The 21,652-nt window shown below is 73.1% G+C and carries 18 protein-coding genes and 1 pseudogene; 10 read left to right on the forward strand and 9 right to left on the reverse strand.

Annotated elements, in window-relative coordinates:
• Positions 1 to 340: 340 nt before the first annotated feature.
• Positions 341 to 1,420, reverse strand: a complete 1,080-nt coding sequence (locus I6A81_RS25670) for an LLM class flavin-dependent oxidoreductase (RefSeq protein WP_307874903.1) — start codon at positions 1,418 to 1,420, stop codon at positions 341 to 343.
• 238 nt (positions 1,421 to 1,658) lie between these two features.
• Here I6A81_RS25670 and I6A81_RS25675 point away from each other — a divergent pair, with 238 nt between their 5' ends.
• The 4 genes from I6A81_RS25675 to I6A81_RS25690 all read left to right on the forward strand — a co-directional run bounded on the left by I6A81_RS25675 (position 1,659) and on the right by I6A81_RS25690 (position 7,661).
• The gene (locus tag I6A81_RS25675) at positions 1,659 to 2,942 is read left to right on the forward strand and encodes an alanine racemase (RefSeq protein WP_203004733.1); all 1,284 of its coding nucleotides are present in this window, start codon (positions 1,659 to 1,661) and stop codon (positions 2,940 to 2,942) included.
• A 298-nt stretch (positions 2,943 to 3,240) separates the two neighbouring features.
• A complete protein-coding gene (locus I6A81_RS25680) occupies positions 3,241 to 4,818 on the forward strand; it encodes a class I adenylate-forming enzyme family protein (RefSeq protein ID WP_203004734.1) in 1,578 nt (525 codons plus the stop codon).
• 186 nt (positions 4,819 to 5,004) lie between these two features.
• Positions 5,005 to 6,138 carry an alpha/beta hydrolase gene (locus I6A81_RS25685; RefSeq protein WP_203004735.1) on the forward strand — a complete coding sequence of 378 codons (1,134 nt, stop codon included), beginning with the start codon at positions 5,005 to 5,007 and terminating at the stop codon, positions 6,136 to 6,138.
• A 155-nt stretch (positions 6,139 to 6,293) separates the two neighbouring features.
• Complete coding sequence (locus tag I6A81_RS25690) at positions 6,294 to 7,661, forward strand: D-arabinono-1,4-lactone oxidase (RefSeq protein ID WP_203004736.1); 1,368 nt, start codon at positions 6,294 to 6,296, stop codon at positions 7,659 to 7,661.
• A 53-nt stretch (positions 7,662 to 7,714) separates the two neighbouring features.
• Here the strand turns inward: I6A81_RS25690 and I6A81_RS25695 are convergent, their stop codons facing one another.
• Both I6A81_RS25695 and I6A81_RS25700 read right to left on the reverse strand, forming a co-directional pair.
• Positions 7,715 to 8,185, reverse strand: a complete 471-nt coding sequence (locus tag I6A81_RS25695) for a YbaK/EbsC family protein (RefSeq protein WP_203004749.1) — start codon at positions 8,183 to 8,185, stop codon at positions 7,715 to 7,717.
• Between the two features lie 216 nt (positions 8,186 to 8,401).
• Positions 8,402 to 9,370: a LysR family transcriptional regulator gene (locus tag I6A81_RS25700; protein ID WP_203004737.1), complete on the reverse strand. Its 969-nt coding sequence runs from the start codon at positions 9,368 to 9,370 to the stop codon at positions 8,402 to 8,404.
• 73 nt (positions 9,371 to 9,443) lie between these two features.
• Between I6A81_RS25700 and I6A81_RS25705 the strand changes: the two genes are divergently transcribed.
• Positions 9,444 to 9,668, forward strand: coding sequence for a hypothetical protein (locus I6A81_RS25705; RefSeq protein WP_203004738.1), 225 nt, complete (start codon positions 9,444 to 9,446; stop codon positions 9,666 to 9,668).
• A gap of 42 nt (positions 9,669 to 9,710) precedes the next feature.
• Here I6A81_RS25705 and I6A81_RS25710 read toward each other — a convergent pair whose 3' ends face one another.
• From I6A81_RS25710 to I6A81_RS25730, 5 genes are all read right to left on the reverse strand, one after another.
• Positions 9,711 to 10,472, reverse strand: coding sequence for an ABC transporter ATP-binding protein (locus tag I6A81_RS25710; protein WP_203004739.1), 762 nt, complete (start codon positions 10,470 to 10,472; stop codon positions 9,711 to 9,713).
• Complete coding sequence (locus tag I6A81_RS25715) at positions 10,472 to 11,383, reverse strand: ABC transporter ATP-binding protein (RefSeq protein WP_203004740.1); 912 nt, start codon at positions 11,381 to 11,383, stop codon at positions 10,472 to 10,474. Before I6A81_RS25715 ends, I6A81_RS25710 begins: the two co-directional genes overlap by 1 nt.
• Complete coding sequence (locus tag I6A81_RS25720) at positions 11,380 to 12,771, reverse strand: branched-chain amino acid ABC transporter permease (RefSeq protein ID WP_407661383.1); 1,392 nt, start codon at positions 12,769 to 12,771, stop codon at positions 11,380 to 11,382. Before I6A81_RS25720 ends, I6A81_RS25715 begins: the two co-directional genes overlap by 4 nt.
• Complete coding sequence (locus tag I6A81_RS25725) at positions 12,768 to 13,697, reverse strand: branched-chain amino acid ABC transporter permease (RefSeq protein ID WP_203004741.1); 930 nt, start codon at positions 13,695 to 13,697, stop codon at positions 12,768 to 12,770. The genes I6A81_RS25720 and I6A81_RS25725 overlap by 4 nt, the downstream gene beginning before the upstream one ends.
• Before the next feature lie 238 nt (positions 13,698 to 13,935).
• On the reverse strand, positions 13,936 to 15,114 hold the full coding sequence (locus tag I6A81_RS25730; protein ID WP_203004742.1) for a branched-chain amino acid ABC transporter substrate-binding protein: 1,179 nt from the start codon (positions 15,112 to 15,114) through the stop codon (positions 13,936 to 13,938).
• Between the two features lie 1,106 nt (positions 15,115 to 16,220).
• On the opposite strand from I6A81_RS25730, the gene I6A81_RS25735 reads away from it, so the two are divergent.
• From I6A81_RS25735 to I6A81_RS25745, 3 genes are all read left to right on the forward strand, one after another.
• Complete coding sequence (locus I6A81_RS25735; RefSeq protein WP_203004743.1) at positions 16,221 to 17,465, forward strand: DUF3089 domain-containing protein; 1,245 nt, start codon at positions 16,221 to 16,223, stop codon at positions 17,463 to 17,465.
• 39 nt (positions 17,466 to 17,504) lie between these two features.
• Positions 17,505 to 18,161, forward strand: coding sequence for a phosphoribosyltransferase (locus tag I6A81_RS25740; RefSeq protein WP_203004744.1), 657 nt, complete (start codon positions 17,505 to 17,507; stop codon positions 18,159 to 18,161).
• A 278-nt stretch (positions 18,162 to 18,439) separates the two neighbouring features.
• Positions 18,440 to 18,985, forward strand: coding sequence for a DoxX family protein (locus I6A81_RS25745; RefSeq protein ID WP_203004745.1), 546 nt, complete (start codon positions 18,440 to 18,442; stop codon positions 18,983 to 18,985).
• A gap of 100 nt (positions 18,986 to 19,085) precedes the next feature.
• Here I6A81_RS25745 and I6A81_RS25750 read toward each other — a convergent pair whose 3' ends face one another.
• Positions 19,086 to 19,601 (reverse strand): MarR family winged helix-turn-helix transcriptional regulator, encoded by a 516-nt coding sequence (locus I6A81_RS25750; RefSeq protein ID WP_203004751.1) that lies wholly within the window; start codon positions 19,599 to 19,601, stop codon positions 19,086 to 19,088.
• A 930-nt stretch (positions 19,602 to 20,531) separates the two neighbouring features.
• Here I6A81_RS25750 and I6A81_RS25755 point away from each other — a divergent pair.
• Positions 20,532 to 20,969, forward strand: coding sequence for a DUF2795 domain-containing protein (locus I6A81_RS25755; RefSeq protein ID WP_203004746.1), 438 nt, complete (start codon positions 20,532 to 20,534; stop codon positions 20,967 to 20,969).
• Positions 20,970 to 21,054: 85 nt separating this feature from the next.
• Positions 21,055 to 21,652, forward strand: a pseudogene (locus I6A81_RS25760) (hypothetical protein); the annotation flags it as partial.

Here is a 21,652-nt window from a genome sequence, read left to right on the forward strand (position 1 = left end):
CGGCGATGGTCAGGGCCCAGGCCGGGTAGACCGACTCCCGACCTGTCCGCCGATCCGCGAGCCGGAGGTCGCGTTTTAACGGACAAGTCATGGGTGGCGGTCCCCGGCGATGGTCAGGGCCCAGGCCGGGTAGACCGACTCCCGACCTGTCCGCCGATCCGCGAGCCGGAGGTCGCGTTTTGACAGACAAGTCGTGGGTGGCGGTCACCCGCGATGGTCAGGGCTGTGGCCGGGTGGAAGGGCTCCCCGACCTGTCCGCTGATTCGCGAGCCGGGGGTCGCGTTTTGACGGACACTTGCTTTCGGTCAGGAACCAGGCGGAGAGACCGGCTGAGCCTTGGTCAGGCCCAGGTCGGGGCCGGCGCCGCGGGCGGGACGAGGTCCTTGGCCAGGCCGGTGAGCAGCTCGTACGAGCGGACGCGGTCGGCGTGGGCGTGCACGTTGGTCGTGACCATCAGCTCGTCGGCGCCGGTCGCGTCGAGCAGGTCCCGCAGGCCCGAGCGGACCGTCTCCGGGGAGCCGATGACGTGGGACGCGGTGGCCGCCCGCGCCACGGCGCGTTCCTGCTCCGTCCACGGATGGGTGGCCACCTCCTCGGGAGACGGGTACGCGGCCGGCCGACCGGTGCGCAGGCGCGCCATCGTCAGGCGGATCGGGCCCGCGAGCCAGTCGGCGTGCTCGTCGGTCTCGGCGCACAGCACCGCGGCGGCCACCATCGCGTACGGCCGTTCCCGGCCCGCCGACGGGCGGAACGACGACCGGTACAGCTCCAGGGCCGGCAGGGTGTTCTGCGAGCTGAAGTGGTGCGCGAACGCGAACGGCAGGCCGAGGGCTCCGGCGACCTGCGCGCTGTAGCCGCTCGACCCGAGCAGCCAGATCGGCGGCATCTCGGCGCGCGGGACCGCGGTCACCCCGCGCAGCCGGTGGCCCTCGGGGAACTCGCCGCCGGCGAGGAACGTGGTGAGCTCGGCGAGCTGCTCCGGGAACTCGTCCTCGGTGAGGAACCGGCCCGCGATGCGCCGCAGCGCCCGGGCGGTCGCCTGGTCGGTACCCGGGGCGCGGCCGAGGCCGAGGTCGATCCGGCCGGGGAAGAGGGCGCCGAGTGTGCCGAACTGCTCGGCGACCACCAACGAGGAGTGATTGGGCAGCATCACCCCGCCGGAGCCGACCCGGATCGTCGACGTCGCGGCGGCGATCTGACCGATCAGTAGCGCCGTCGCGGAGCTCGCGATCCCGGGCATGCCGTGGTGCTCCGCGAGCCAGTACCGGGTGAAGCCCAGAGCTTCGGTACGCCGCGCCAGGTCGAACGAGTTGCGGATCGCCTCGCCTGGCGTCACCCCGGTGCCGACGGGAACCAGGTCGAGCACGGACAGGGGCACCGGGAAGGACGCCTCCGCGGGCGTCGAGGGCTGCGACGTCACGTCTGGCCGCAACCGCCGAACCCCGCGCCCTCTTCCCGTCCAGCCGATTCCTGTCCGGCCGATTCCCGTCCGGCCGATTCCTGTCCGGCCGGGGCCGGGACGGGCGCGTCCCGGACCACGGGGTCCGCGGCGGACCGCGGGGTCCGCGGCGGACCGCGGGGTCCGCGGCGGACCGCCGGGGTTGTGGCGGACCGCCGGGGTTGTGGCGAGAGGGAGCGCCGGCCGGGAGCATGGGGACATGCTGGGGCGGGTGAGGCGGACGGACGCGTCCGCGCGGGCCAGGAACACCGGACCGACGGCCCAGGACTGGGACCGGCTCGAGGCGGCCACGGCGGGGCTCGACCCGCCGTTCGCGGTGGTGGACCTGCCGGCGTTCCTGGCGAACGCGGCGGACCTGGCGCGCCGGGCCGGCGGGAAGCCGATCCGGGTGGCCAGCAAGTCCGTGCGGTCGCGGGCGCTGCTGCGCGCCGCGCTGGCGGTCGACGGGTTCGCGGGGATCCTCGCCTACACGCTCGCCGAGGCGATCTGGCTCGCCGAGGAGTTCGACGACGTGGTCGTGGGCTACCCGACGGCCGACCGGGCGGCGCTGCGCGCGCTGGCCGACGATCCGGCGGCGGCGGCCCGGGTCACGCTCATGGTCGACTCGGTCGAGCACCTCGACTTCATCGACGCCGTCGTCGGGAGCCAGCACCCGCCGCTGCGGGTCTGCCTCGACCTGGACGCCTCGCTGCGCCTCGCCGGCGGCCGGGTCCATCTCGGCGTGCGCCGCTCGCCGGTGCGCACCTCGGCGGACGTGCTCGCGCTGGCCAGGGCCGTCGCCGGCCGCCCCGGTCTCGCGCTGGTCGGGCTGATGGCCTACGAGGCGCAGGTCGCCGGGGTGGGCGACGCGCCGGCCCCGCCCGGCGGCGCCTCCGGGCGCCTCGGCCGGTCCGCGGCGGCCAGGGTGAGGGCCCAGGCGGTGCGCCGGATGCAGGGCTACTCGATGGCGGAGCTCGCCGAGCGACGGGCGGCCTCGGTGGCGGCGGCGCGGACGGCGGCTCCCGGGCTGGAGTTCGTCAACGGCGGCGGCACCGGCAGCGTGCACCTGACGACGGCGGAGCCCGCCGTCACCGAGATCGCCGCCGGTTCCGGGCTGTATGGGCCGACGCTGTTCGACCGCTACCGGGCGTTCGCGCCGGCCCCCGCGGCGTTCTTCGCGCTGCCGGTGGTGCGTCGCCCGGCGCCCGGCATCGTCACCGTCGCCGGCGGCGGTTGGATCGCCTCCGGGCCGCTGGGGCCGGACCGGGTGCCCAGCCCGGTGTACCCGGGCGGGCTCCGAATGATCGGAACCGAGGGCGCGGGTGAGGTGCAGACCCCGCTGCGCGGCCCGGCGGCCGAGGCGCTGCGCGTCGGCGACCGGGTGTGGTTCCGGCACGCCAAGGCTGGGGAGCTGTGCGAGCACGTCGACCTGCTGCATCTCGTCGACGCCGACGGCTCGGTGGCCGCCGTCCCGACCTATCGCGGCGAGGGCCGGGCTTTCTGACCCAGGGCCGCCGGCTCGCGCCCGGTCGCCGCCGGCCGGCCCCCGGCCCGGCCGGCCCGGCCGCCCTGTCCGCGACCGCCCCCTGGTATCGCTGGAAACAGCGAGTTGCGTAGTGCAACATGGCGCCAAGGACATGTGGCGCAGCTCACCCAGGTGGCGCCGTGTTGACGCTTGGACCCGCCCCGCGCGACCACGCGGGCCGACCGGCCACGAGTGCCGCGACCTCGTCGCGGCCCGCCGCCCGGCCGCCCCGCGCGCCGGGACGCGGCCTTGCGCGGACGAGGAGGACAGCGCGGCGATGAAGGCGACGACGGCGACCGAGGGCGCGCTGGGGCTGTTGGCGGAGCTGGCTCGGGAACGGGTGGGCGACGGCTCGCTGCTGCTGTTCGAGGACCAGCACTGGACCGGCACCCAGCTCGCCGCCCGGGCCAGCCGGCTGTCGGCCGGGCTGCGCGACGCCGGCCTGCGCCCGGGCGAACGGGTGGTCGTGTGCATGGCGAACTGCCCCGAGGTCGGGATCTCCTACAACGCGATCTGGCGGGCGGGCGCCGTCGTCACCCCGGTGCTGTTCCTGCTGGGCGAGCCGGAGCTGCGGCACGTGCTCGTCGACAGCGGCGCCCGGTTCGTCATCACGACGCCGGACTTCCTGCCGAAGGTGCTCGGCGCGGCCACGGGGGTCCCCACGGTGGCCGCGGTGATCGTCGCCGGGGTCAGCGACCCGGCGACCGGCGCGGCCGGGGACGGCGCCGCGGCGCCCACGGTGCTCGACTTCACCGAGCTGGAGGCGGGTGACGAGGCGGGGCTGGTGGACACCTCGCCCACCGAGATGGCGGCCCTGCTCTACACGGGCGGCACGACCGGGCGTTCCAAGGGCGTCATGCTGACCCATCAGGCGCTGTCGGCGGCCGCCCGGGCCGCGCACCTCACGCAGCAGAGCGTCCCGGCCGAGGGCCGGCGCCGGGTCGGCCTGTCGCCGTTGCCGCTCTCGCACGTCTACGGGCTGACCGTCAGCGTCATCGGAGTACACGCCACCCAGCCGGCCACGTCGGTGCTGATGCGCTGGTTCGACCCGGTCGGCCTGCTGACCCTGGTCGAGCGCCACGGCGTCCAGACCGTCACGCTGGTGCCGTCGATGATCCGGATGCTGCTGGAGGCGCCGGTCGAGGAGTACGACACCTCCAGCCTGAACAAGGTCTACAGCGGCAGCGCGCCGCTCCCCCGCGAGACCGCGCTGGAATGGGCGCGCCGGCTGCCGCACTCTGTACTGGCCGAGGGCTACGGCTGCACCGAGGCCGCGGCGATCGTCACCGCCCACCCGGGCCTGACGACGCGGCCCGGCAGCGTCGGGCTGCCCTCGGCGGGCGTCGAGCTGCGCATCGAGCGGCCCGACGGGAGCGCGGCGGCCGCCGCGGAGGACGGCGAGATCTGCATCCGCGGGCCGATGCTGATGACCGGCTACTGGAACGCGCCGGAGGACACCGCGTGGGCGCTGCGGGGCGGCTGGCTGCACACCGGCGACATCGGCCGGCTGGACAAGGACGGCTACCTCTACGTCGTGGACCGGATCAAGAACGTGATCATCCGGAACGGCTTCAACATCTACCCGCGCGACGTCGAGGACGTCCTGCTCGCCCATCCCGCCGTGGCCGCGTGCGGTGTCGTCGGCCGGCCCGACCCGAAGGTCGGCGAGGAGGTCGTGGCCTTCGTCCAGCTCGCCCCGGGGGCGGCGGCGACTCCCGAGGAGCTGGTGGCCTACGCCCGGGAGCGGCTGTCCGCGGTCAAGTACCCGCGCGAGATCCGGATCATCGACGCCATCCCGCTCACCAGCGTCCTGAAGACCGACCACAAGGCGCTGCGGCGCAGCATCACCGGCTGAGCCGCCCCGCCGTGTCGCCCCGCCGTGTCGCCGGCTGAGCCGCCCGCGGTGTCGCCGGCTGGGCCACCGCGCGGGCCGGGTCCGGGCTCCGCCCGCGCCGCGCCTCCGCCCGCGCCACGGCCCGGTCCGGCCCGCGCGTCGCGGGGAGCCATGCCGGTCCGTCCGCCCGGATGGGACCATTCGGGCATGCGGTCGGGGGCGGGAGGCGAGACGCCGGCGCAAGCCGGCGGGGACGCGGTGGCCGATGAGGACGCGGCGGGCGACGAGGAGATCCTGACGAGTGCCCAGCCGGCGGGTGAGCCGCCGGCGAAGCCAAGCCTTCAGGCGCGGCTGCGGTCGTCCAGGGGCAGGTCGGGGCGCGGGGCGAGGTCGTCGGCTGGCTCGGAGCCGGAGCTGGGGGGCCGGCGGCTCACCCGGCGGAAGGTACTCGCGGGAGTCGGCGTCACAGCGGGGCTGGCCGGGGCCGCGGCGGCTGCCGGGGGCGCGGTGTACGCGGGCTGGCTGCCCGGGCGGCAGCGGCTGGTCAAGGCCATCGAGGGCTGCGGCCAGGCGGGCAGCCCGCCGCCGGTCTCCCCGGGGGCGGTGACCGTCACGTCATTCAGCAGCGCCGCGCGCCACCGCGAGGTCGAGATGGTGGTCGCCTTCCCGCCGGGCTACGAGCCGCGTTCCACGAGCGGGGACGACGCGGGCGACGGCGGCACGCCTCCGTTGCCGCTCTGCCTGGTGCTGCACGGCCGCGGCGACCGGGCCCGCGCCGTCGCCGACGCGCTGGCGGGGCCGACCTACCTGGCCGCCGCGACCGCCGCCGGAGTGGCCCCGTTCGCGCTCGTTGCGGTCGACGGTGGCGAGACCTACTGGCACCGGCGAGCAGGCGGCGACGACCCGGAGAAGATGCTGCTCGACGAGTTGCTACCCCGGCTCGCCACCGAAGGCATCCGAACCGACCGGTTCGCCGCGATCGGCTGGTCGATGGGTGGCTATGGCGCGCTGCTGCTGGCCCAGCGCCACCCGGAACGGATCGTCGCCGTCGCGGCCAGCAGCCCGGCGGTCTGGCGCTCCCCGGAGCAGTCGGCCGCGGGCGCCTTCGACTCCGCCGCCGACTTCGAGGCCCACCGGGTCCTCGGCGCGGGCCCCGCGCCCGGCGTCACCTACCGGATCGACTGCGGCAACGCGGACCCGTTCAGCCCGGTCGCCAAGGACCTCGCCTCCGAGCTGGCCGCCGCCGAGACCGGCTTCCTCGTCGGCTGCCACGACTTCGGGTTCTGGAGGCGGCAGCTTCCGGCCCAACTGGCCTTCGTCGGCCACGCCCTGTCCCGCTAGTGTCGCGGCGGAAGTGTCTTCGTCCGGACGCGGCCCGACAAGTCTCCGATCACTGCCCTTCGACTGTGTGTGGGCAGTTGTTCGCGGATACCCACCCCCCGTCGCGTCCCGAGCGAGCTGCGAGGAAGCTGGTTGCGGGCTTCTGGAGGTGATTGGTGGGCTATTCCGCCAGCAGGCAGCGCACAGGGTCTCCCGCCGCGGCGTCGTGGTCGAACTGGGCGGGCAACCAGGTGGCGACACCGGCGGAGGTGGCGCACCCGGCGGACGCCGACGACGTCGCCGCCCTGGTGCGCAAGGCGCTCGGTTCCGGGGCAAGGCTGCGCCCGATCGGCTCCGGGCACTCGTTCACCGGCATCGGCCGGCCGGACGGCCCGGCCACCACGCAGCTGATGATGGACCGCTGCGCGGACCTGCTCGCCCTGGACGCGGGCAGCGGGCTGGTGACGGTCGGCGCCGGGATGACGCTGCGCCGGCTCAACCGGCTGCTGGCCGAGGCGGGGCTCGCGCTGACGAACCTGGGCGACGTCGACCTGCAGACGGTCGCCGGGGCACTCGCCACCGGCACCCACGGGACCGGCGCCCGGTTCGGCGGGCTCGCCACCCAGGTGCGCGCGTTCGAGCTGGTGCGCGGCGACGGGGAGATCGTGCTGTGCTCGGCGCGTGAGCATCCCGAGCTGTTCGCCGCCGCCCGGGTGGGCCTGGGGGCCGTCGGCGTCGTGACCTCGGTGACGCTGCAGGCGGTGCCGCAGTTCGCGCTGCGCGCCGAGGAGGGTTCCACGCGCCTCGCCGAGCTGCTCGACGGTCTCGACGAGTTCGTCGACGGTGCCGACCACGCCGAGTTCTTCTGGTTCCCGCACACCGATCGGGTGCTGACCAAGCGCAACACCCGGGTGCCGTACACCGGCGCCGAAAGCCTCGACCCGCTGCCCCGGATGCGTGGCTGGCTCGACGACGAGCTGCTGTCGAACCGGGTGTTCGCCCTGGTGGTCGCGGCCGGCCGGCGGGTGCCGCGCACGATCGGGCCGGTGGCCAGGCTCAGCTCGCGCGCGCTCGGCGCCCGGACGTTCACCGACCTTTCTCACAAGGTTTTCGTCTCGGAACGCCGGGTGCGCTTCAAGGAAATGGAGTACGCCGTCGCGCGGACCGACCTGGCCGCCGTTCTCCGCGAACTGACGACCGCGGTGGAACGCTCCGGCCTGAGGATTTCCTTTCCGGTGGAGGCGCGGGTCGCGGCGGCCGACGAGATCTGGCTGTCGACGGCGCACGGGCGCCAGACCGGCTACGTCGCGGTGCATGTCGACCACCGCTCGCCGCACGAGGAGTACTTCGCCCTCGTCGAGAAGATCATGACGGCCGCGGGTGGCCGCCCACACTGGGGAAAGCTGCACACCCAGACCGCGGAAACGCTGCGCCCGCGCTATCCGAAGTTCGACGATTTCCTGGCCGTCCGCGCCGGGTCCGACCCGGCCGGCCTGTTCACCAACGACTACCTGGACCAGGTTCTCGGCCCGGTCCAGCCGTAGTCGCGCCCACGCCACCCCGCCCGGTCGCCCGCGTGCCCGGACGGCCGCCCGGGCTAGAACTCGTGGCGGATGTCGGCCCATTCGCCGCCGGTGATGGCGATGAGCTCGTCCGGGTTGGTCGGGAAGACCGCGTTCGGCGTGCCGGCGGCGGCCCACAGCTCGGCGTGCGCGAGCAGGTCACGGTCCACCAGGATGCGCAGCTCGGTGGCGTGCGCGACCGGCGGGACCCCGCCGATGGCGTAGCCGGTCGCCTCCCGGACGGTCTTCGCGCCGGCCCGGCCCACCGGCTCGCCGACGAGCGCGGCGACCTTGTCGGTGTCCACCTGGTTCTCACCCGACGCGAGCACCATGATCGGCTTTTCACCGGCCAGGAAGACCAGGCTCTTCACGATCTGTCCCACGGCCGTGCCGAGCGCCTCCGCCGCCTCGGTGGCGGTGTGTGAGCTGTTCGGCAGCTCGCGGGCCTCTCCGGAAGCACCCAGCTCCCGCAGGCGCTCCTGAAAACGCTCCACCGTCGGATGCATGATCATCCCTGTTTCTTGATCGAATATCCAGTATGCGGCACGGCCGTGCCAGGCCCCGGTGGAACGTGATCGCCACGCGGCGGGACGGTCTTCGACCGCCAGCCATCAGACATCCCGCCCCCCGATGTCTGCCTGGGGAGACGACCATAGACCACTGAACGTTGCGCGCGCACCGAACCCGGCCACGGTTGGTCACCTGGCGATTTGAGCGGCCACTCAGTGGGTTGCGGCGGACGCCAGAGCGAAAGGACGGGCCGGCGGCAACCCGCGGATCGGGAGGTCCGGCGGCTCGAGGGCGGCGGCGCTGGCCGCGGTCTTCAGAGCGCGCAGCACCACGGCCAGGTGCGGGGCCTGCCCGGAGCCGCGCCGCAGCGACACGGACAGCCGGCGTATCGGCGGGTCCACCATCGGCCGCAGCACCACCCGGTCGGTCGATCCCAGGCCCGCGAGCCGCGGGATCATCCCGATCCCGCAGCCGGCCGCGATCAGGCCGAACACCGCGATGAAGTCGTCGGAGCGATGCCGGATCCGCGGCGCGAACCCGGCGGCGCCGCAGGCGGCCTCCATGATCTTCAGGCAGGCGCTGCCAGGAAGGCTGGCGATGAAGTCCTCGTCGGCGAGCTGGCCGAGCGGCACCGCGTCGAGCCCGGCGAGCGGATGGTCTCGCGGCAGGGCCACGTCGAAGAGATCGTCGAGCAGCCGGACCATCTCGAACTGGCCGTCGGCGGGCCTGGTGGTCACGAAGTCGACCGCGAGGTCCAGCTCGCCGCCGGCCAGCAGGTCGTAGCAGCCGGGCGGCTGCACGTCGACGACGGTGATGTCCAGTCCCGGGTGGGTCACCCGGAGCTCCTGGATCGCCGGCGCCACGATCCCGATGATCGCGGTGGCGAACGCGGCGATGGTCACCTTGCCGGTGCGGCCCTCGTCGAACGCGGCGAGGTCGGCCTCGGCCCGCTCGAGCTGGGCGAAGATCTCGTCGGCGTGCCGCAGCAGCACCTTGGCCGCCGGAGTCAGCCGGACCCGCCGGCCGATCGGGTCGAGCAGCGGCACGCCGGCCTCGCGGGCCAGCGCGGCCAGTTGCTGACTAACAGCCGACGGGGTGAGGTGCAGCGCGGTGGCGACCGCGGCCACCGTCCCACGATTGTCCAGCTCACGCAGCAGGCGGAGCCGCCGAACGTCGATCACGTAGAACAGCTTAACGGTATCGGCCACAAAATTTAGATGGACCGCCGCAAAGGGCAGGCAGCACCCTCAACGCATGCCCACCGCGATCCTCATCATCCTGGCGGTCCTGCTCATCGTCGCCGGTGTCCGGCGCCTCGGCGCCGACTCCCGCGACGGCCGGGATTGGAAGTCCACCGACGAGTTCGAACCGAGCCAACCTTCGATGGTCGGCCCCCGATCCGGGCGGCGTCCCTTCGACGCCGTCCCGCTCTGGACGGCCGCCGAGCTGGGCGGCGCGCGCCCGCTGGAACACCGGTAGTCGTGCGCCCGTCGCCGCGCGGGGCGGGACGTGCCCCGGGTGCTACAGGATCTTCTCCCCGACCTGGACGGGCGGCGCGGCGGGGCTCTCCGGCGGGCCGACGTCCTCGCCGAGGTAGGCCTGGCGGACCCGGTCGTCGGCCAGCAGCTCGCCCGCCGGCCCTTCGAGCACCACCTGGCCGGTCTCCAACACGTAGCCCCGGTTCGCGATCTTCAGCGCCTGGGCCGCGTTCTGCTCGACCAGCAGCACCGCCACGCCGGTGGCGTTGATCTGCGCGATCACCTCGAAGATGGTCTGCACGACCAGCGGCGCGAGCCCCATGGACGGCTCGTCGAGCAGCAGCAGCCGCGGCCGGCTCATGATGGCCCGGCCGATCGCCAGCATCTGCTGCTCGCCACCCGACAGCGTCCCACCGGCCTGCGAGACCCGTTCCTTGAGCCGGGGGAACAGCGCGAAGACCCGTTCCAGGTCCTCCGCGACGTGCTTGCGGTCGTGGAAGGCCCCCATCAGCAGGTTCTCGCGCACCGACATCGCCGGGAAGATCCGGCGGCCCTCCGGCGAGTGCGCCACCCCGCGCCGGATGAGCTGGTGCGCGGGGATCTTCGACAGCGGCTCGCCGTCGAGCAGCACCTGGCCGGCCCGCGGCCGCAGCAGGCCGGAGATCGTGCGCAGCGTCGTCGTCTTGCCGGCGCCGTTCGCCCCGAGCAGGGTGACGATCTCCCCGTTGTCGACCGTCAGCCGCACGCCGCGCAGCGCCGTGACGGCGCCGTACGCGACCTCGACGTCGACGAGCTCCAACAGCATCAGGGCTGGTCCCTTCCCGTGGTGGCCTCGCCAGCCGGGCCGCCGGTGGCACGTCCCGCGGCGGAGTCGTCGTCCTGCTTCCCGAGGTACGCCTCGACGACCGCCGGGTCGCGCTGGACATCGGCCGGCGTGCCGTGCGCGATGACCCGTCCGAAGTTCAGCACAGTGACGGACGACGCGACCGACATGACCAGCCGCATGTCGTGCTCGATGAGCAGCACCGAGACGCCGCTGGCCGCGATCCCGCGGATCAGGGTGGCCAGCTCCAGCTTCTCCGACGGGTTGGTGCCGGCGGCCGGCTCGTCGAGCAGCAGCAGCCTCGGGTCCGTGCCCAGCGCCCGGGCGATCTCGAGGCGGCGCTGCTCGCCGTACGGCAGCGACGAGGAGATCTCGTGCGTCCGGTGCTCCAGCCCCACCAGGCGCAGCAGCTCCAGCGCCTTGTCGATGCCCTCGCGCTCCTCGCGCCGCGCCCGCGGCGTCCGGAAGATCGCGCCAGGTGATCCGTGCCGCTGGCGCATCTCGGTGCCGACCTGGACGTTCTCCAGCGCCGACAGGGCCGGGAACAGCCGGATGTTCTGGAATGTCCGCGCGACCCCGAGCCTGGTGATCGAGTGCGGTGTCTTGCCCACGATGGAGTGAGCGCGCTCGGGGGTCGGCGCGAACAGCACCGAGCCCTGCTGCGGCTTGTAGGCGCCGGTCAGGCAGTTGAACAGCGACGTCTTGCCGGCGCCGTTCGGGCCGATGACGGCGAGGATCTCGCCGCGCCGGTGGCGCAGCGACACCCCGTCGAGGCTGGTCACGCCGCCGAACCGCAGGGTGAGGCTGCGCGCGTCGATGACGAGGTCGCCGTCCGCTCCCGGCACGCCCGCCGCGGCCTTCACGCCGGTCGTCCCGGCTCGGTGCCTGCTCATGTCTGGCTGCCCGCCGCCGTCGGGGCGGCGCCGAGCGAGTCAGCGCCGCCGATGCCCGCTTCGGAAAGTTTGATCTCGCGCTTACGGCGCCGTGAGGGGATGACGCCCTGCGGACGGAAGATCATCATGATGATCACCACCGCGCCGAAGTAGATGAGCCGGTCCGTGGCCGGGACCAGGTCTCGCAGGACGAACGCGAGCCCCTGCAGGATCACGGTGCCGACGACCACCCCGAGCCGCGAGCCCATGCCGCCGAAGATGACCAGCGTGACGACCAGGAAGCTTGCCTGAAGGCTGAAGGTCTGCGGGTTGAAGAACTGCTTGCTGGCGTACATGACGCCGGCGAAGCCGGAGACCGACGCGCCGATCGCGAACGCCAGCAGCTTCAGCCGCAGCGTCGGCACGCCCGTCGCCTCGGCCGCGATCTCGTCCTCGCGGATCGCCGCCCAGGCCCGGCCGATCCTGGACCGCTCCAACTGCCCGAACGCGATCATCGTGATCACGATCAGCCCAAGCAGCAGGTAGTAGTACGGAAGCGGGTCCTGCCCCCACTCGTAGTGGAAGCCGAAGACGTGGATCGACAGGTGGGGCACCCCGAACGCCCCGCGCGGGCCGTTCGTGAACTCCGAGTTGTTGGCGATCAGCTGAATGATCTCGCCGAAGCCCAGGGTCACGATCGCCAGGTAGTCGCCGCGCAGCCGCAGCGTCGGGCCCCCGAGGATGACGCCGGCGATCGCTGCCAGGACGAAGGCGATCGGGAACACGAAGAACGGGTTCAGGATGACCGGCGAATGGACGTTGATCGCCTTCTCGGACGTGAAGTACGCGGTCGCGTAGGCGCCGATCGCGAAGAAGGCGATGTAGCCGAGGTCGAGCATGCCCGCGTAGCCGATGACGACGTTGAGGCCGAGCGCCAGCAGCGCGTAGATCGCGATGTCGTTGACCAACGACTGCCGGGCCGGCGCGCCCAGAGCCAGCGGGATGAGGATCGCGAAGGCCAGCAGCGCCAGGTTCAGCCCGATCGGGCTGTAGCGCTGACGCGAAAGCTCCGTCACCTGGGCCCGCGCGGGCTCGAAGCCCCTCACGAGGATCGGCCAGACCAGGGGGGTCACCCGGACCACCACCCACAGCGCCACACCGAGTAGCAGGAAGGTGACGATGCGCGGGTCGATGACCGACCGCCTGATGCCGTCGAACGGCTCGTCCGCGGTGCTGCCAGGCCCGGTCACGATCGCGGAGAGAACGCCGAGGCCGAGGCAGACGGCGAGCATGCGCAGGCCGGCCCGCCCGAACAACGCCTCAGTGAGCCACTTCCCGATCGACGGGGGAAGCCCAGACCCGGAGGGGGTCGGCGGGGCGGGGCTTGGATGCGTCGCGGTGGTCGTCACGCGGCCCTCCCGAGGCGCTCGCCGAGCAGGCCCTGGGGCCTGATCATGAGGATGAGCACCAGTACGAGGAAGGCGATCACGTTCTTGTAGGAGGCCTGGAAGATATAGCCGCCGTAGCTCTCGATCAGGCCGAGCAGGACCCCGCCGAGCATGGCGCCGCGGACGTTGCCGATGCCGCCGAGCACCGCGGCGGTGAAGGCCTTCACCCCGGGGATGAAGCCCATCGTGAACGAGGCGGTGAAGGTCATCGCGTACAGGAAGCCGCCGGCGCCGGCGAGCAGGCCACCGATGATGAAGGTAAGCACGATCACCCGGTCGACGTTCACGCCCATCATGACGGCGGTGTCGGAGTCCTGGGCGACGGCCCGGATGCTCTGGCCAAGCCGGGTGCGGGCGACCAGCGTGTCGAGTATCAGCAGCATCGCGGCCGCGACCACGAAGATCACCAGCGTCTTCGTGTTGACCGAGGCGCCGAAAATCTTGAACACCTCGCCGTTGGTGAACGGCTCGGGCATGGAGACGTTGTTGCGCCCGAACTCCTTGCCCGCAAGGTTCACCGCGAACAGCGACGCGCCGATGGCGCTGATCAGGAAGGCCAGCCGGGGCGCCCCTCGGCGCCGCAGCGGTCGGTAGGCGACCCGCTCGAGGGTGAACGCGGCGAGCGCGCCCACCATCGCGCCCACGCCGAGGCCGACCGCGACGATCCCGACCGAAGCCAGCCCCGAGGGGGTGTCACCGCCGTCCATCAGCCCGCGCGCCGCGAAGAGCCCGCCGAAGGCCCCGAGCATGAACACCTCGCTGTGCGCGAAGTTAATCAACTGGAGGACCCCGTACACCAGGGTGTAGCCGAGGGCGATCACGGCGTAGAGGGAGCCGCTCATCAGTCCGTCGACGGTGAGCTGCCAGAACTGGTGCACGAAATCCATGCATCCGCCTTGTCAATATCATCACGGCCGCGACACGACCGACCGTATCCGGCCCCGGCCAGGGTTGCCGCGCGCGGACGCCGCCCGTCACCGCGACGAAACGCGCCGGACCCGGGGCGTCCCCGCGAAACCGGAACGGGCGGCGAGCGCGTGCGCCCGCCGCCCGACCGTCAACGAAACGAATCACCGCGGCCGGGTGACCGGCCCGCGTGGCGCGGGCCGGTCGCCCGGTTCCGGGTCAGCCCGCGGTCAGCTCCGACACCGTGCCGACGAGGGCCAGCTTGCCGTCCTTCACCTCGTAGATCAGCACCGCGGCATCGGTGACCTCACCCTCGGGGGTGAACTTGATCTGCTTGGTGAGGCCCTGGATGTCGATGCTGCCGAACTTGCCGGCGATCGACTCGCGGGTGACGTCGTCACCGAGGCCCTTGATGGTCTCGATGATCGCGTTGGTCACGTCGTACGCCTCGGCCGAGTAGGTGCCCGGCTCCTCGCCGGTCACCTTCTGGTACGAGGCCACGAAGTCGGCCGCCTCGGGGTCGGCCTGCGCCAGGAGGCACGGGCAGCTGATGACCGCGCCCTCGGCCGCGGCCGCGCCGGCCTGCTCGATGTACTGCGGGTCCAGCGAGCCGTCACCGCTCATGATCTTGCCGGTGTAGCCCTTGTCCTTCAGCGCCTTGGTGAGCAGCGCGAAGGTCGAGTAGTAGCCCGAGTAGTAGACCACTTCCGGGTTCTCGGAAATGATCTTCGTGGCCTCGGAGGTGTAGTCCGTGGTCGGGTTGATGCTGTCGTGGACGAACGTCGTGCCGTTCGACGTCAGCCGGCCCTCGAGGACCTTGGACAGGCCCGTGCCGTACTCGGAGGCGTCGTCGAGCGAGAACACCTTGGTCGGCTTGAGGGCCTTGGTGATGTAGTCGGCGACGGCCTCGCCCTGGACGGCGTCGTTCGGGATGACCCGGTAGAAGGTCGTGAAGCCCAGCTTGGTGAGGTCGGGGTTCGTCGCCGACGGGCTCACCGACAGCAGTCCGGCGTCGGAGAACGCGGGCTCGCTGGCCTTCGTCGCGCCGGAGAACATCGGCCCGACGACCGCGAGGACGTCCGAGTTGTCGATCAGCGCGGCGGCCGCGGTGGGGCCCTTGTCCGGGCTGCCCTCGTCGTCCTGCTCGACAAGCTTCAGCGTGAACGTCGCCGCCGGGTTCTCGTTCCACTCGGCGATCGCGGTCTTGACACCGTTCACGCCGTTGACACCCAGCTGGGAATCGGAGCCAGACAGCGGCCCCTGGAAGCCGATGGTGTACTCCGGCTTACCGGACGCGCCGGTCGAGCCCCCCTCGTCGTCATCGCTGCCACAGGCGGCAACCGTCAGCGTCGCCGCGGTCGCGAGCGCGATCGCGCCCAGGAGCCTGCGTCTCGCCATCAACTTCCTCCTACGTCTGCCGGATACGACCCCCGGCGCGCCCACGCCTCGCGGGCTGGATGGCGCGCCGAACGATGTCGTCCGGCCGCCTCCGGCCACGGATGGCCCGGGCTGCCCAGTCTTGGCGATCGGAACCGCTGCGGTCTGGCTGCTACCCCAACACGCGCCCTCGAGCCCGGAGGTCTCCGGGCACGTGGTGCGGTCCGCGCCGAGTTGGCGGAAACCTAGTCCCCCACCGCGCGGACGGATAGGTCCGTTGAGCTCTTGTTACATCAACGTCACAAGCCGGGAACTTTGCGGCCTCACACGTTCATCGACGGCTCGCCAAGCATCTCCGCCCCGCAACATGCCTCGTACCAGGGCCTGGCGCGCACGCCCTCGGGCGCGCCACCACGGCCGCCCACCCGGTCCGCCGCGCGCGGCGGACCCGGCCGACACCCCGAAACCTCATCATGATGCCAAACAGTCACGCAAAGTACTTGAGCATTACCTGAGGTTCCCGGGTGATCGGGAAAAGACGACCATCCATCCTCCCATCCACCCGTTCGGCCGCAATCCGGGGAACAGGATGACGCACAGTATGCAACGGAGGCGACTACCGGGGCGCGGCCGGCCCCGATCCCCTGGCTCGCCGCCTCGCGCGGCCGTTGGGACCCGTGCGCCACCGCGACGACGATCCGCTCGCGCGCGTCAGGGGCCGCTTCACCCACCGCGCCCACGTCACCGCGGCTGGCCCGCGCGCCACAACCGCGTCATGATCGCAACACGGCCGCGCCATGACCGCGCCATGGTGGCGTCATGGCGGCGTCATGATGACGCGCCCACCGCGCCCACCGCGCCCACCGCGCCCACCTCGCGCCCATCTCGCGCGCCTCGCGGCCCCGGACGGGGCCGGGCCGGGGCTGGGCGCGGCCGGAGCGGTGGCCCGCGGCGGGCCGCCAGGCCGACACTCCGGGCGACTGGCCAATGCGGTCATCATCCCGCGTCGTATCGGTGCATACTGTGCGGCACCGCGTGATCGACGGACAATCTGGGATCACATTCACCCGAGTCCGCTCGCCGGTCACGCCGGCACAATCGACCTGCACGGATGATCAGAGGTCTCGATGCGCCGCTGCTCGGCCAGTCCGCTGGCGGTCCTGACCCCGCTGCTTACCCTGCTGCTCGTCTCCGCGTGCGCCCGGCCGGGCGACGAGCACCCGTCCACGTCGCCGACCTCGACGCAGGGCCCGTCCATCAGCGCCGACGTCGCCGTGGCCCACCCGACCGTCTGGGTGTGCCGGCCGGGGACGGTCAACGACAACTGCGCGTTCGGTCTGGACACGACCGTCGTCGGCCCGATCGGCTCGCCGAGTATCGAATCGTTCCAGGCCGCGTCCAAGCCGCCGCTTGACTGCTTCTACGTCTACCCGACCGTTTCGCGGGCGCCCCTCGCCAACGCGCCGCTGCGGGCCACCCCGACCGAGATCGCGGTGGTGCGCGCGCAGGCCGCGCGGTTCGCCACCACCTGCCGGGTGTTCGCCCCCGTCTACCAGCAGTACACCGTCGTGTCCCGGCTCCAGCCGGGCGGGCCCGCGGACGACTCCCGTGACCTCGCGTTCGCGGACGTCCGGTCTGCCTGGAACGACTACCTCCTCAACGACAACGACGGGCGGCCCGTCGTGCTGGTCGGCGACGACCAGGGCGCCGAGATGCTGCTGCGGCTGCTGCGTGAGCAGATCGAACCGGACGCGAGCCAGCGGGCGCTGCTCGTCTCGGCGCTGCTGGTCGGGGCGGACGTGCGGGTCCCCCGCGACGCGCTGGTCGGCGGCGACCTGGCCGTGCTCCCCGCCTGCCAGCGACACGACGAGTTCGGCTGTGTGGTGGCCTTCTCCGCCTACCGCGGCGACGCGCCCGCGGACGCCTGGTTCGGCCGGCCGGCGGCGCGGTCGCGCGGCCATGACGCCGAGGTCGTGCGCGCCCTGGCCAACTCGGACCTGCGGGTCCTGTGCACCAACCCGGCCGCGCTCGGCGGCGGCGCGGCCGAGCTGTCGCCCTACCTGCCGACCGCCCAGGTCGGCGGCGACCTGCTGCCCGGGCGACCGGCCGGGAGCCTGCCGGCGGAGCAGACCGGGTTCGTCACCTACCCGGGCCGTTTCTTCGCCGAGTGCCGGCAGGCGGGCGACCGCTCCTGGCTCGCGGTGACGCCCCGCCCCGGTTCCGGCGACCCCATGCCCACGCTCAACACCCCGGCCTCGTGGGGCCTGCACTTCGCCGAGTTCAACCTGGCGCTGGGGGACCTGACCACGCTCGTCCACCGCCAGGCAACCGCCTACCTGAACGCGCGCGCCGCCTCGACGCCGGTCGGATGACGCCCGCATGACGAGACTCCCGACGGGTACACCGTGAGGATGACCGGCTACGCGGATCGGCGGGCGGCCGGGTGTGTCCTGGCGGGCCGAGTGGCCGCCGTCGTGCCCATGGACGAGCCGGTGACGGTCCTCGGCCTGCCACGGGGCGGGGTGCCGGTGGCCGCCGAGATCGCGCGCCGGCTGAACGCGCCGCTCGACGCCTTCGCGGTGCGCAAGCTGGGCGCGCCCGGGCAGCCCGAGTTCGCCCTGGGGGCGATCGCGACCGGCGGCACCCGGGTGGTGAACGCGGCCACCGTCCTGCGCCTCGGCCTCGCCGACGCGGAGGTGGAGGCGATCGCCGAGCGCGAGGCCACCGAGCTGGCGCGCCGCGAGCGGGCCTACCGGGACGGCCGCCCGCCGCCCGCGATCACCGGGCGGACGGTCGTGCTGGTCGACGACGGGCTGGCCACCGGCGCGACGATGGTCGCCGCCGCGCGCGCCGCGCGGCGAGAGGCGCCGGCGAGACTCGTGGCCGCGGTCCCGGTGGCGTCCCCGGAGGGCGCGGACATGGTGCGCGCCGAGGTCGACGAGTTCGTCTGCCCACTGACGCCGGAACACTTCGCGGCCGTCGGCCAGTTCTACGACAACTTCGCCGCGACCTCCGACGACGAGGTCCACGACCTGCTACTGGGCGCCCAGGCGAGCGCGCGCCGGTAGCGGCGCTCACCGACCGTTGTCCGGCTGATGCCGCTTTGCCGTGGTCATGTAACCCATGTCCATACTTCAGGCAAGTGAGCGGCCGCCCACTATAGATTCCGGGCAGATGAGCTGGTGATGTGACGTTCGCTCCTCCGGAAGTGGCCAGCGGGCCGGTCCATGGCCAGCCACGGCGACTTCGGGGTCTGGGCTGACGGCCTGGCCAAGAGCCGCGCGAGCATGCCCAACCTCGCGCGGCCGGAGGCCCATCAGTCGACATAGCAGAGGGGAGAGACCTCGTGACCGCTGCGGACACCGCGGACCTTGTACTACGGGTCGTCGTCGGGTTGACGATCGTCGCGCACGGCTACAATCACATCTTTGGGCCGGGCGGGATCCAGGGCACCGCGGGGTGGTTCGCGAGCATGGGGCTCAAGCCCGGGATCGTCCACGCCTGGGTCAGCGGCCTGCTTGAGCTGGCCGCCGGCTTCGCCCTGGCCGCCGGCTTCCTCACGCCGTTCTGCGCCGGGGCGATCATCGGCATCATGGTCGTCGCCGGCATCACCGCGCACCGTAAGAACGGTTTCTTCATCTTCAAGCCCGGCCAGGGCTACGAGTACGTGCTGATGATCGCGGTCGTCTGCGCGGCGATCGCGGTCTTCGGCCCCGGCTACGCCTCGATCGACCACGCGGCCACGATCGACGACAACCTCGACGGATGGCTCGGCGGCCTGATCGCGGTCGGGCTGGGCGTCCTCGGCTCGGCCGGCATGCTGGCCACCGCGTGGCGCCCGGAGCCCCCGAAGCCGGCCACCACGGCCACCCAGGGCGGCCAGGAGGCATAGGCCACAGGAGGCACAGGCCAGTCGTCGCCAGGCGTCCGCGCAGGCCGGCGCCTGGAAGCCAGGCCAACCAGGGGCCGTCCCGCCCGCGGCGGGGCGGCCCCTAGGCGTCCGCGGGCTGGGAACGGCCGGTCGGGTGCGCCTCCACGACGCGGTTCAGCAGCGTGATGAGGGCAGCCTGGTCGTCTCCGGAGAGCGGTGCCAGTAACTGCTCGTTCATCGCCTCTGCCCGCTGGGCCACCTCCGTGTGGGTGCTCTCCCCACGCGTGGTCAGCCGCAGCACGTTGCGCCGGCCGTCGTGCGGGTCGCGGACCCGCCGGATCAGGCCTCGCTGGACGAGCCGCGCCACCACGTCGGCGACGGTGGACCGGTCGAGGCAGGCGCGTTCGCCCAGCGTGCGCTGGTCGATGTCCGGCGACGCCCGGAGGCTGTTGAGCACGACGAACTGCGGCGGGGTGATCTCGGTGGACACCGAGGCGGTCCACAGCTGGTGGATCACCTGCTGGAGCCGGCGGGCGAGCTGTCCCGGGTTGGCGGTCAGGTCGGCCGCGCCGTCGCCGGCGACCGTGGACGGCCCGGTGGGCCGTCCACCATTCCCTGCCGAATGGGCTGGATGCATGTTCGTGTTCAGGGGTCTGCGTCCGTTCACATCGGGCACCTGACGGTGCGCGCATCGGGCCAGGGGCATCGGGGCCGGAGACATCGGGGCCGGGACATCAGGGCCGGTGGAGGTCGAAGCCGGTGGGATGGATTGGCCGGTGACCGGGTCTGGAAGCGTTCGGTTGGTCGATGGGAAGTCCGGCGGCGAAGCCGGTGCCGTGGTCGTCCGTGGTCGTCGGTCCGAGGTCGGGGTCAGTGGGCCGCCAGCGGGTGGCCATGTTGGGTTGAGATCATAATCGTCCGCATCACGGCATGCTGTGGCGGAATCGCCAGACAAGCGGTCCCCGGACCGTCAAGAACCGGACACACCGGGCGGAAGAAGTACGAACAATTCCGCTGGTCGGCCCTGGCAACAAATTTGACACTGGGTGCCGGCTTCCTTGAACGGAAGTATCGCTTCGGCGTCGGCGCGCGCGGGCGCCCCGTCTGGATGCGTGACCGGATGCCCGGCTGGCCTGGCTTCTCCGCCTTTTGGCGGCGGGGCCGCCCGGCCATCGAGCGAGCGAGGCCTTGGATGGGCGGCCCCGACCGGCGCTCGCCCCGGCCAGGCTTTGCCGATACCCGTCCGGGTAGGTCCTGGTCCGGGACGACGAGAGCCCGCGGCTGGTGGCGAGGCCGCGGCCCGCGGGCCCGGTGGCGGCCTTCCGGATCACCGACCGCGCGGTGGATCTCCCAGATCGGCTTCCGGCCGCCCGCGGACCGGTTTCCCGATCCGGGAGGAACCCGGCTCGGGCGGGAACCCCGGAACCGGCGCGAGCCGGTCGCCGACCCGGCCGGAACCCCGGGCCGTCCCGCCGCCCACCGGCGTCCCGACCCGACCAGCGGGCCCGGTCCCGGCCGCTGGGGCGGGCTCTTCCCGAGACATGACCGCAGGCAACGGGAGCAATCGATGGACCGAGGCAGCGCCAAGCACGGCCCGCACCTCGACGAGGCGATGGCCGGTGAAGTGAGCGGATACGTTCGCGCCCGCCGGGACACCCACGCGGCGGAATGGAGGTCGCCCGAGCCGCCGGCGGGCGACGTGTCGTTGGTCTTCGACCGTCGGGACGGCATCGGCCGCGGCGGCGGCCCGCCGGGAATGACCTTCACCGACGTCGAGGAACGCTCGGAGCTCGCCCGCTGGCTCGGCCGGGCCGTGTTCCCGGCGAGCCGCGGCGAGGTGCTGGAGCACCTGCGCCACCAGAACGCCCCGGACCACCTTCTCGAAGAGGTCCGGGCTGTCCCCGAGAAGGCCCGTTTCCGCTCGGTCGGCGAGCTGTGGCGCACCCTGCGCGACGATGCCCACGTGGAGCTCCCGCCGGCCGGCCGCGACCTGCCGGGAGCGTGAAGGCCGCGACCCGCCGGGAGCGTGAAGAAGGGGGCTGAAGGTCCTCGAGAGGACTTAGTGGCGTCGTTGTGGGCAGGAGCGCCCCATGGAACGCCGCGACTCGGCCGTACGTGATCCTCGCCTGGCCCGCCGATTCCGCCCCACCCGACGCGCCGCCGCGACCACCCAGGAAACGCCCCAGCGGACCGCCCAGACCCCGGACCTCCCGCATCGGCTTCCGGACCCGCCCGACCGGCTTCGCCGCCCGGGCACGGATTCCGGATCCGGCGGGATCCCCGCCGCGGGCCCGGGCGTCGCGGGCGGGACGGACCCGGCCGGCCAGGCCCACGGGACCGACGGAAGTCGCACCGGGCCGCGTCCCGGCCCGGCCGGCCCGGCCCGTCCCGCCACGACCACCGCCGCCCCCGCGGCCCACGCCGACACCCCGGCGGGCGCGGCGGCCACCGGCGGGCCCGCCGACATCACCGTGGAGCTCACGGGCAAGGGGCCCGACACCGGGCAGCGGGCCGGCGAGGGGCCGGCGACCGGTGAGCGGCCGGCCTCCCATGGCCCTGGCCAGCCGATCCCGCCCAGCCAGCCCCGGCCCGCGCCGGCCGGGGGGCACGGCCGAGGCCCGGCGCCCCGCGTCCCGGACGCGGCGACCCGCGGCCGCCCGGTCGCCGCGACAGGCAGGAAGGTGGTAT

The sequence above is a fragment of the Frankia nepalensis genome (assembly GCF_016786325.1).
Taxonomy (GTDB): domain Bacteria; phylum Actinomycetota; class Actinomycetes; order Frankiales; family Frankiaceae; genus Pseudofrankia; species Pseudofrankia nepalensis.